This is a genomic window from Blattabacterium cuenoti, assembly GCF_014252435.1.
In the GTDB taxonomy this organism is placed as follows: domain Bacteria; phylum Bacteroidota; class Bacteroidia; order Flavobacteriales; family Blattabacteriaceae; genus Blattabacterium; species Blattabacterium cuenoti_X.
In genome coordinates this window covers 56,562-68,767 of sequence record NZ_CP059220.1, presented here as the reverse complement: position 1 = coordinate 68,767, position 12,206 = coordinate 56,562, and the positions used below count along the sequence as shown (strand labels likewise).

Annotated in this window: 10 protein-coding genes; 3 read left to right on the top strand and 7 right to left on the bottom strand. The window is 23.7% G+C overall.

The window, feature by feature from the left end; all coding sequences use genetic code 11:
• Window positions 1-96: 96 nt before the first annotated feature.
• Window positions 97-912, bottom strand: a complete 816-nt coding sequence (nadE, locus tag H0H35_RS00295) for an NAD(+) synthase (RefSeq protein WP_185882983.1) — start codon at window positions 910-912, stop codon at window positions 97-99.
• Between the two features lie 48 nt (window positions 913-960).
• Between nadE and tsaB the strand changes: the two genes are divergently transcribed.
• The 3 genes from tsaB to H0H35_RS00280 are packed head-to-tail and all read left to right on the top strand — an operon-like array spanning window position 961 to window position 4,071.
• Window positions 961-1,599, top strand: a complete 639-nt coding sequence (tsaB, locus tag H0H35_RS00290; protein WP_185882982.1) for a tRNA (adenosine(37)-N6)-threonylcarbamoyltransferase complex dimerization subunit type 1 TsaB — start codon at window positions 961-963, stop codon at window positions 1,597-1,599.
• Window positions 1,599-3,362, top strand: coding sequence for a TrkH family potassium uptake protein (locus H0H35_RS00285; protein ID WP_185882981.1), 1,764 nt, complete (start codon window positions 1,599-1,601; stop codon window positions 3,360-3,362). The genes tsaB and H0H35_RS00285 overlap by 1 nt, the downstream gene beginning before the upstream one ends.
• 19 nt (window positions 3,363-3,381) lie before the next feature.
• The gene (locus H0H35_RS00280; RefSeq protein WP_185882980.1) at window positions 3,382-4,071 is read left to right on the top strand and encodes a potassium channel family protein; all 690 of its coding nucleotides are present in this window, start codon (window positions 3,382-3,384) and stop codon (window positions 4,069-4,071) included.
• A gap of 18 nt (window positions 4,072-4,089) precedes the next feature.
• Here H0H35_RS00280 and H0H35_RS00275 read toward each other — a convergent pair whose 3' ends face one another.
• The 6 genes from H0H35_RS00275 to H0H35_RS00250 all read right to left on the bottom strand — a co-directional run bounded on the left by H0H35_RS00275 (window position 4,090) and on the right by H0H35_RS00250 (window position 12,175).
• Window positions 4,090-5,196 carry a hypothetical protein gene (locus H0H35_RS00275; protein WP_238892339.1) on the bottom strand — a complete coding sequence of 369 codons (1,107 nt, stop codon included), beginning with the start codon at window positions 5,194-5,196 and terminating at the stop codon, window positions 4,090-4,092.
• Window positions 5,197-5,326: 130 nt separating this feature from the next.
• Window positions 5,327-5,938, bottom strand: a complete 612-nt coding sequence (locus tag H0H35_RS00270; RefSeq protein WP_185882978.1) for a c-type cytochrome — start codon at window positions 5,936-5,938, stop codon at window positions 5,327-5,329.
• Window positions 5,935-6,486, bottom strand: a complete 552-nt coding sequence (locus H0H35_RS00265) for a DUF3341 domain-containing protein (protein WP_185882977.1) — start codon at window positions 6,484-6,486, stop codon at window positions 5,935-5,937. Before H0H35_RS00265 ends, H0H35_RS00270 begins: the two co-directional genes overlap by 4 nt.
• Window positions 6,483-7,862, bottom strand: coding sequence for an NrfD/PsrC family molybdoenzyme membrane anchor subunit (gene nrfD, locus H0H35_RS00260; RefSeq protein ID WP_185882976.1), 1,380 nt, complete (start codon window positions 7,860-7,862; stop codon window positions 6,483-6,485). The genes H0H35_RS00265 and nrfD overlap by 4 nt, the downstream gene beginning before the upstream one ends.
• Window positions 7,863-7,874: 12 nt before the next feature.
• Entirely contained in the window at window positions 7,875-10,829 is a 2,955-nt protein-coding gene (locus H0H35_RS00255; RefSeq protein WP_185882975.1) for a 4Fe-4S dicluster domain-containing protein, read from the bottom strand.
• Between the two features lie 23 nt (window positions 10,830-10,852).
• Window positions 10,853-12,175 carry a c-type cytochrome gene (locus tag H0H35_RS00250; RefSeq protein ID WP_185882974.1) on the bottom strand — a complete coding sequence of 441 codons (1,323 nt, stop codon included), beginning with the start codon at window positions 12,173-12,175 and terminating at the stop codon, window positions 10,853-10,855.
• Between the last annotated feature and the right edge of the window lie 31 nt (window positions 12,176-12,206).

Here is a 12,206-nt window from a genome sequence, read left to right as displayed (position 1 = left end):
AAACATTTTCACTATTCTTTTTTTGATTTTTTTTCTATGATCATACAATCATGATCCAAAATAAAGTTACGAAAACCATATTCTATTATAGAAATTTTATGTTATTTTTATTTTTTCTTGTTTCAAACAAAATGGTATTTTACATACAGGAATGGATATCATTTTATGTTGATTTTTTTTATGTAGTTTTTTATATAATTTTATTATTCGATGTTCTTTTTTAGAAACAAAATTATTTTGTTTATTTTCATTTATCATAGCCCATTCTAAATCTTTATAATTTGCTCCCAATTGATCTTCATCTGAACGTTGGTCCTCCCATAATCCATCAGTTGGTTTAGCTTCTTGAATTTCCCTTATAATATTGAGTTCTTTTGCAAGAATATTAATTTCACTTTTATAAAGATCAGCTATTGGATGAATATCTACAGCTCCATCTCCATATTTTGTAAAAAATCCAATTCCAAAGTCTTCTATTTTATTTCCAGTTCCAACTACTAAAAAGTTATTTATATTAGCGTAATAGTATAAAATTAACATGTATATACGAGATTTTAAATTAGCCAATGCTAACATATTTTTTTTGTTTTTTTTGTTTTGACTAATATTAGAAATAATATTTTCACAAAAAAAATCAAATAATGAATCTATATCTTTTTGTAAAAAACGAACATTAGAAAATTTTGATATTAAAAATTCAGCATGTTTTTGAGATAATGTTTTGTATTTTTTTTTCCCTATAATTATTTCTAATACTATTGTTGGATATTGAGTCATAGCTGTTAAATATGAGGTGACTGAAGAATCTATTCCACCAGATATTCCAACAATAAATCCATTTAATTTGGATTTTTTAATGTATTTTTTTAACCAGGATACAATATGTTTTATTATTTTTTTTTCTTTGATCATTTTTTCAATTAATGTTTTATTTTGTTTTCTTGAACAAAACTGTTTTTTATGTCTTTAATTCTAAATTTAGAAACTTCTACAAATAATTGTTCTGTAAGTATTGCTAAAAATGGAAAATGTTTAGCTTATATAGAAGAACATTCAGAGCAATATTTACATTCAGAAAAATTGCATAATTTTATTCAATATATTTTGGATATTTCTAATATTAATATTAAAAAATTAGATTCTGTATGTGTCAGTAAAGGACCAGGTTCTTATTCTTCTTTAAGAATAGGATCATCTTCTGCAAAGGGTTTTTGTATTTCTTTAGGTATTCCTATGTTGACAATGAATTCATTAACTATTTTAGTTCAAGAAATAAATATAAAAAATGGATTTATTATTCCAATGATATATGCTAAAAAAGGATTTTTTTATACTTCTTTATATAATAATTTTAAAAAAAGAATAAATTCGATTTCTATAAATAAATATGAAAAAAGTTTTTTTCAAATAACTAAAAATCATGAAAACATTTATTACATAGGAAACATAAATTTTCCAGAAAACAATGTTTCATTACTTCAAAAAAAATACTTTTTTAGTAATTTTCCATCTGCAAAAAATATGGCAGCTATTTCTTACATTAAATTTTGTAAAAAAGAATTTATTGATTTAGAAAAATATATTCCTATATATTTATAATGAGAAAAATTAGAATAAAAGATATTTTTGATTTTACAACTCCGATTATATTTATTTATATAATCATTTATTTAGGATGGAGTAAATTACATTATAAAATTTTTACAATAGAATTTTTAATAGGAATTATATCCTTTTTAAGTATTTTACATATTATTATTTTTTTTGGAAAACAAAATACAAGTAGTTATAAATCTATGACTTTTTTATCATTTATAATGCTATGTATTCCTATTTTATTTCATATTTTTCTATCTTTTTTTTGTAAAAAAGAAAATCATTTTTATGACGAAAAAATTTACTTATTCATAAGTTTAATTTTACATATGTTAGTTCGTATTACGTATTTTGTACGAATAATATATATAAAAATACATAATCCTATTTTCATATTTATTACTAGTTTTATTTTTCTTATTTTTTTAGGTTCTATATTATTAATGCTTCCAGCATCTACTACTGAAAAAAACATATCATTTATAGATGCATTATTTACATCTACTAGTGCCGTATGTGTAACAGGTTTAGTAGTCTTAGATACTTCTAAAGATTTTACTCATTTAGGTAAAATAATTATTTTAATATTAATAGAATTAGGAGGGTTAGGTATCTTAACTATCACATCTTTTATTAGTTATTTTTTTCGAAATGGATTTTCTTTTAAAGAATCTGTTTTTATTAGTAATTTTTTAAATATGAAAACAACAAATAATGTTCTTTCTTTCGCAGTAAAGGTCGTATTATTAACCATTTTATTAGAAGGATTAGGTACAGTATTAATATATTTTTCTATTAAAAATAGTAATAATCTAAAAATAGAAATCAATAATCCTATATTTTTTTCTATTTTTCATTCTATATCTGCCTTTTGTAATGGAGGTTTTTCAACTATGAGTAAAGGGCTTTATTCTTATTCTGTGAGATTTAATTATTTATTCCATTTGATTATTGCTTTATTATTGATATTAGGAGGAATAGGATTTAATATATTATTTAATTTTTTTACATATATATGGTTAATATTGAAAAAATATTTTTATAAAATTTTTAGAAATCAAAATATACGAAATCCTGTTCATATAGTAACTTTAAATACTCAAATCGTTGTGATTACAACTTTTTTTTTTCTTTTTTTTGGAACTATTTTTTATTATATCAGTGAATATAGTAATGCTATATCAGAACATTCTTCATTTTTTGGAAAGTTAGTTATTTCTTTTTTTTCTTCAGCTGCATCAAGAACAGCTGGATTTCATGTTATGGATATGAATACAATGAATCCAATAACTATTCTAGTTACTATTTTTTTCATGTGGGTAGGTGCATCACCTGCATCGACAGGTGGAGGGATCAAAACAAGTACTTTTGCTTTATCATTAATGAATATTTTTTCTTTATCTAAAGGAAAATATCGTTTAGAAATAAAAAAAAGAGAAATATCTTATGAAGATATTCGTTTATCTTTCTCAATTATTATGTTATCTCTCATTGTCAATTATATTAGTATTTTGATTATTCTATTTTTAGATCCTAAAAAAGATATTTTATCAATTTCATTTGAAGTATTTTCTGCTTTTTCAACAACTGGATTATCTTTAGGTATAACCCCTTATTTGTCTAATGGTAGTAAATTTGTATTAATTTTTCTTATGTTATTGGGAAGAATAGGAATTTTTAATGTTATGATTAGTTTATTAAGAAAAAATAGAATTCATTATCATCATTATTATAAATTTCCAAAAGGAAATATTATTATTAATTGATGATCACATAACATAAAATATGAAAATTGTAATTATTGGATTAGGAAATTTTGGAAGATCTTTAGCTATTAATTTAACTGATAATGGTCATGAAGTTTTTGGAATAGATCATAAAATGGAGAAAGTTAATTTATTAAGAGATCACATTGCTGATGTTGTATGCATGGATGCAAATAATGAAGAAGCTTATGACGTTTTACCAATACAACAAGCCAATTTAGGTATTATAGCTATAGGTGAAAATGAAGGTTCATCTATTGTTACAACTGCTATTTTAAAAAATAAATATAAACATCTTCGTATTATTAGTCGATCATTATCAAGAATACATGATACTATATTGGAAGCTATGGGTATTAACGACGTAATACATCCAGAACAAGATGCTGCTTATAGATTGACTAAACAAATATCCTTTAATTATGCATTAGACTATTTTAGAGTAGATAATGAGCATTCTATTGCAGAAGTATTTTCTCCTTCTTCTTTTAATGGAGAAAAAGTAAAAAGTTTAAAATTAACAAAAAATTATTCTGTATCTCTCATAACAATCATACGAGATATCAATAAAACTGAATATAAAAAAAATAGTTTAACAAGAAAAGTGATTGGGTTAGTAACAGGTGATACAACTATAGAAAAAAATGATGTTTTAACAATTTTTGGATCAAATAAGTCAATCATGAATTTTGTTAAAAAAATAAAATAAATTTAATGCAAACTATTTTTATATATGAGGATTTTTATAATTTTTACTTTCTTTAAAAAAAGGATTTCCTATAGGATATTGACAATATCTTTTTTTTTCTAAATTGAGAACCAATATATAAATAAATATTCCTCCTATCAATAAAAAGAAACCTATATCTTGTATCCAAAAATTTATTTTATGATTTATATCTGGAGCTATTAGATGATAAATATCGATATAATGGCCAATAAGTGTGATAAAAGATACAGTGAATACAATTTTTGAATTAATTTTATTTTTTTTGCTCATCAACAGAAAAAATGGAATGATAAAATTAGGTATTAGAATCCAAAAATGAATAAAATAATATAATTTTTCTCTCTTGATGAAATAATAAATTTCTTCTGGTATATTACCATACCAATATAAAACAAATTGAGAAAACCATAAATAAGTCCATAATAAATTACTTGAAAATAAATATTTACTTAAATCATGTAAGTGATTATTATTAAATAGTGGAAAAAAACCTTTTTTATTTAGATATAAGGATACTATAATAATCATTCCTATGCCAGTAGTTAAAAAATGGGATAATACATACCATTCAAATAATGAACTAAACCAATGTGGGTTTAATGACATGATCCAATCCCACGACATAAAAATAGATATTACAGAAAATAGTATGATAAACAAAACGGACATAAAAAATATTTTGTTATATTTTTTTATAGAAAACGATATATTCATTTTCTTAGATAATCTAGTTATTTGGAAATAAAAAAAATTAATAATTATTATATAAATAATGTTTCTGATGATAAAAAATGGTTTATTTAGAAATATTCTTTTACTCGCAATCATTTCATCATATTTCGATGAAGTAATATCATATACAAATGGATCCATCCAATGGAACATATGAATATTATTGGTAATACACAACATATGTATGAAAAAAATCATGGTAAATCCATAGGGAATAAAATGAGAAATTTCCTCCATAATAGGATGAATGATAGTAGACCATCCTGATTTTGAAACATTTTGTATTGTGAGAAATAAAAATGATCCTATAGATATAGAAATAAAATAAAAAATAGAAATGTAAAATCCATACCAAATACTTTCTTCTTTCAAGAAAGTAATAAAATTTTTTTCACTATCAAAAAATAGTCGATAACATTTATGAAATAAAATCAATAATAGCCCCAATATAATAATACAACGGATTATTTTTTTTTCTTTTTGAAAAAATAGACGCATTTTTTTATTTATTTTTTAAATACATGACATATTCAGATGTTTTCCATCGATCAATTTTATTTAATTGAGATGCATAAGAATTCATATTATTTTTTCCATATGTAATTACATAATATACACTACCAACCGTAAGATCCCTATCTTTATAATCTGGTATTCCAAAAATTTTTTCATTTTTCACTAATATACCTTGTCCATTTCCTTTATCACCATGACATATAGAACAATTGATTTTGTATAAAAGCTTTCCTTCATTAATTATTTTTTGATTATTTTTGGAATTTATAATAGGAGAGTGATTGATTTTTTTAGAATAATTCAATCCTTTTTCTGAAATAAAATATGAAATTTTTTCATATTCATTTTCTCTAGAAATAGTATGTGGTACAGGTATAAGTGCAGATGTTTTTTCTTTAGAAAAGATAGGAATTTCTATTTTTTTATTTTTTTTATTGTATTCGAAATTTGGATCAGAATATGGTTCATATGCATCTGAATAATACATATCAGGCATATATACTCTACTAGGAGTCACTTTTTTTTTATAAGAACTACAAGAAATGAATAAAAAAGAAAACATCCATATTTTTATAAAAATAAAAAATAAATTTTTCATACATTTTGTATTTTTTTTATATTTATTTCTTTTGCTCCGTTTTGTTTAAAAAAATATGTTAACTCTTTTACTTTTTGTTCTTGTTCACTATATATTTCTATAAGAAACATATTATCAGTAGTTCTTTTATCTGGATTTTTTGAAATAGAACCAGGAAATAATTTACATTGAATTAAATATGTGATACACATGAAATGTGCAGAAAAAAATATTGATACTTCAAATATTACAGGAATAAAAGAGGGAACATTTTGAATCCATGAGTAAGAAGGTTTTCCACCTATATTTTGAGGCCAATCAAAAATCATAGTGTACCAAGTTAAAATACTTGCAATGGAAAAACCTAATAATCCATATAAAAAGGATAAAAATGATAATTTTGTTTCTTTTAAATGGATTAATTTTTCCATATGATGAATAGGATATGGAGAATAAACATTATGTATTTTTACATTTTTTTTCTTTTTATTTAATAAATTTTGAATACTATTTACAAGTAAATTTTCGTTATCATATAATATTTGTATATAAAACATATAATGATTCATTTACTAGAACAATTTTCAGGTTCTTTTAATATTGTTTTTAACTCTGATTGAGAAATTACTGGGAAAGTACGTATATAAAGCAAATATAATACAAAAAATAAACCAATTGTTCCTATAAAAATACCTACATCTACAAATGAAGGAATAAAACCAGTCCAAGATGAAGGTAGGTAGTCATGACTGAGATTTAACACAATAATATCAAATCTTTCAAACCACATACCAATATTTATAATAAAAGCTATTAAATAAGAACAGAAAAAACTTCTACGTATAGTTTTTATCCATAACAATTGAGGAATAATAACATTGCAAATAATTAAAGCCCAAAAAGCCCACCAAAATGGTCCTTGAGACGCTTTTTTAGAAAAATAAATAAATTTTTCAAAAATATTACTAGAATACCATGCAAGAATATATTCGGAAATATACGCTAAAATAACTATTCCTCCTGTGAAAAGAATAATCATATTCATATATTCAATATGATCCCTCGTTATATAATCTTCTAGATGTAGAACTTTTCTTGCAACACCTAATAATGTTTGTACCATCGCAAATCCTGAAAAGATTGCACCTGCTACAAAGTAAGGTGGAAATATAGTACTATGCCATCCTTTAATAACAGAAGTAGAAAAATCAAAAGAAACTATAGTATGAACAGAAAAAACTAATGGAGTACACAATCCTGCTAATACTAAAGATATTTCTTCAAATCTTTGCCATTCTTTTGCACTTCCACTCCAACCAAAACTTAAAATAGTATATATTTTCTTTTGAAAAGGGTTTGTTATTCTATCACGTACCATAGCAAAATCTGGAATTAACCCCATGTACCAAAAAACTGTTGATACAGAAAAGTATGTACTAATAGCAAAAACATCCCATAATAATGGAGAATTAAAATTAGGCCATAATGATCCAAACTGGTTAGGAATAGGTAAAACCCAGTGAGCATTCCATGGTCTTCCCATATGAATTATAGGGAATAACCCAGCTTGTATTACAGCAAAAATCGTCATAGCTTCTGCAGATCGATTAATTGATAATCTCCATTTTTGACGAAATAATAATAAAACAGCTGAAATTAAGGTCCCTGCATGTCCAATCCCAACCCACCATACAAAATTTGTAATATCCCAAGCCCAATTAATTGTTTTATTTAGACCCCATACTCCAATTCCTGTAGAAATTGTATAAATAATACAACACAATCCCCAAAAAAAGGCAAAAAATGAAAATAATAAGGAAATCCACCATAATGTACCAGGTTTTTTTTCTATAGGAGATAGAATATCATTAGTAATCTCTTTTATGGTTTTATTTCCTAATATTAATCGTTTTCTTATAACTATATTTTGACGATTTTCTAACATATTGAATTTATTTTATTCTTTATTATTTCTTATCTTCATAAGATAGGTTACATTAGGATTAATTCCTATAAATTCAAGAAGTTTATAAGATCTTTTATCTTTAATTTTATTAGAAATTACACTTGTTTTATCATTAATATCTCCAAAAGTAATGGCTTTAGTTGGACAAGATATACTACAAGCTGTTTCAAATTCTTCATCTTTTATTATTTTATTTTCTTTTTTTGCATTATTTATCGTGAATTGTGTTCTTTGTATACATAAAGAACATTTTTCCATAACCCCTCTAGTTCTAACAACTACATCAGGATTAAGAATCATTTTTCCTAAATTATTATTCATGTAAAAATCAAATTTTGAATTATTCGAATAATTAAACCAATTAAAACGTCTTACTTTATATGGACAATTATTAGCACAATATCGTGTTCCAATACAACGGTTATAAGTCATCATATTTTGTCCTTGTTTTCCATGAGTAGTAGCTCCTACAGGACATACAGGTTCACAAGGAGCATTTTCGCAATGTTGACACATTACAGGTTGAAAAGATACTTTTGGATATTGAATTATTTCATTTTCTGAATCTTCTTTTACATAGCTAGAATTTTTTTTATTTTTCATTTTATTATGAGAATAATATCTATCAATACGAATCCAATGCATATCTCGAAATTTAGATACTTCATCTTTTCCTACAATAGGAACATTATTTTCCGAATGACATGCTATAACACAAGATCCACAACCAATGCATGCATTAAGATCTATTGATAAGTTAAAATGATGTCCTTTATATTCTTTTTTTTTCTTATTTAAATATGAACTAATTTTATCCAATGGAACAAATCCTTCATGGGTATATATTTTTTCTTTTTTATTCCATATATCTGCTTCTTTGGTATGAAAAGTATTTATGTTTGTTTCTTTAATAATATCTCTTCCTACTGTTGTATTTTGTAATTGAACACATGCAAATTTATGAATTTTCAATGTTTTTTGAATTTTGATATTTTTTTGAATTGAATTAAAATTTTTATAAATTGTATATGAATTTTTTCCAATATAAAATTTACCCATTTTTTTTCCATATCCAAATGCTAAACCCAGAGTACCTATAGTCTGTCCAGGCTGAATAAAAATAGGAAGATCTTGAATGAAAATTTCATCATCTTGGATGATATTTACACAATTTCCATTTAAAGATCCATCCATTGATTTCCAGTTATTTAATTTTATTTTTTTTGCATCAAAATACGATATTGTTAAATAATTATCCCAAGTTGTACGTGTAATAGGATCTGGAAATTCATGTAGCCATGGATTATTATATTGATATCCATCTCCAATTCCTATTTTTGTATATAATTTTAGTTCAAATTTATTATGATTTTTAATTTTTGGATAATTTATTTTTTTTCTGTATTTATTGTAAACTATTTCTTTTGTATTATTGATTTTTTTTTTATTTGAAAACGTTTTTAGAAAACCATAATATAAAGCTTTATTAAAAGAATATTGATCTAATGATTTGGGTATAATATATTTTTCCCAAGTTTTTTTGAGATATTCATAATAATTTTTTTCTTTGATATCTGACCAAATCATTAAAGAATCTTGAAATTGTCTAGTATCGAAAATAGATGATATTGTAGGTTGAATTAATGTATAATAATCTGAACATGGGTTGACATCTCCCCAAGATTCCAGCCAATGAGGTGTTGATGCTAAAATATCTACAAAATTACTTGTTTCATTTCTTTTCATTGAAAATAAAACTTTTAATGGAATTTTTTTAATATTATTTTTGAATATATCTCGAATATTCTTAGGAAGACTATAAATAGGATCTGTATCATGAATAAATAAAGCTCCTACATTATTCATTTCTAATTTGTTTAGAAATTCATAAAATTTTTCATCATTGCTTTCTTTTAAAAAAATAAAAATTTTTTCTTTTAAAGAATTACTATTAATTTTTTGGTTAATTAAAAAAGATAATTCATAAGTTTCTTGATCTCCATCTGCAAAAATAACACTTTTTGATCCTTTTTGAATTATTAAATTGGATATTTGTTGTGCATGATCATTTTTTGGTTTGGAACCAAACAAAATTTTTTGATAAACTTCAATTAATATTTTTTTAATCTCAGAAGGTTTTTTTGGAATCCGTATATCTGCATTAGCTCCAGTAATAGTCATATTACTTTCTATTTGGATATGTTGAGACATCGATTTTTCTGGATTTCTATTTTTTGTATAATATTTTTCTATATTTTCTGGACTCCAATCTGATAAAAAGTCAGCATCAAATGATATAATTAAATTTGTTCGTTCTAAATTGAAAAAAGGAATAGCGCGAGTTCCAAAAATATTGTTTGCAGCATTTAAAACTTTAGAATATGAAATTGCATCATACGTAATCCATTGAGATTTTTTATACTTTTTTTGAAATTCTTGAAATATTTTTTTTGTAGAAAAACTTGAAAAAGAAGAAGATAAAATAAAAATATCTTGATTTTTTTGATCAATATTTTTTAAATGTGAAATAACATAATTATCTAATTTGTTCCAAGAACATTTTTTATTTTTCAAATATGGATGTTTTAATCTTTCTTCATCGTAAATAGATAATAAAGAAGATTGTTTTCTCACTGAAGTGGTATTAAAATATCTTGAATTTTTATTTGGTTCTATTTTTATAGGACGACCTTCTCTTGTTTTTACTAAAACACATCCCATATCAAAAGAATCAACCATCGTTGAAGCGTAATAATTAGGTACACCTGGAGTTATTTGCTCTGGTTTCGTCACATAAGGAATGGATTTAATAACGGGACCTTTGCAAGCTGCCAATGTAACTGATGCAGTACTAAATCCTATCCATTTTAGGAAATCTCTTCGAGAACTTTTTATATTAAAAAATTTTTTTATGTTTTCAATATCTTTTTTTTTATTTGATTTCATAAATATTTAATTAAAATAATGAATTAATAATGACATTTAGCACATTCAGTCCCGCCAATCATATCTACCGTTATTTTTTCAGGATTTGTTTTTTTATTTAAAAAATATTTTTTATAGTATTGATTGTTTTGATCAATCGATACATTCCTATGACAAGTAATACACCATTCCATGGTAAAATCTTCTGTCATTTTTATTTGATCCATTTCTTGAACTTTTCCATGACAAGCATTACAAATTAAATCTACTTTTTTGAAATTTTTAATTGATTTATTGCCAGAAATAATATGTTGTGAATGATCGAAATATACAAAATCAGGCATATTATGAATTCTTATCCATTTTATAGGATATTTTTTGTTAATATATTTTCTTGTTTCTGAATTCCATCCTATTGAATGATAAATTTTATGAATTTCTTTATTGTATTCATCTCGAGTTTTTCCGACTTCTATATAATTACCTTTGTATTGATCAATAGTAATATGACAATTCATACAAATATTTGTAGATGGAATTCCAGCAACTTTTCCATATTTAGCAGAAGAATGACAATATTGACAATCAATTTTATTAATTCCGGAATGAATTTTATGAGAAAAATAAATAGGTTGACTTGGCTCATATCCTTTATTTACATCAATTTTCATTGCAAAACTCCACATTCCATAAATACTTAATATTATAAAAACAATCAATAAAGAAGAAAAAAGATACCAACTTATTTTTTTTCGACCTAAAATTTTTTTGTATAAAATATGTACGAAAAAATTAGTATGTTCTATAAAAGATTTCTCTTTTTTTTCATTAATTAATCTGATTAATATTTGAACTTTATACAAAGTCCAAGTTAATATAACAAATAAAATTCCGAAACAAAATATAAATAATTTTGTTAAAAAGTTCTTTTCTTCTATTTCTTCGAATTTTGGATGAAAGTTGTTTTGATTGGTAATTTTTTTTTCCTCTTTTATAGGAAGTGGTTTTTTAGTGAAAAAAAGAATATCATCTATTTCTTGTTCGGATAATTTGGGGAATGAATTCATCTCTATATTACCATATTCTTTATAAATTGATTGAGCTTCTTTATCACCACTTTCTCTTAAAGATTTATTATTTTTTATCCATTTATGTAACCATTCACGACTTCTTTTGGTTGTTATTCCTGATAAAGCAGGACCAATCATTTTTTTTTCTAATTCTATCGAATGACATGATGTACAATTTTTTTTAAATAAATCTTTTCCATTTTCAGCATTTCCATTGAAAACATTTTCAGATTTTATGTTTGAAAAAAATAAACATTGAAAAAAAATAAAAAGGATGAGTATTTGTTTTTTATTCATAGTAAGAATGAATTCATATTTCCATATGTTT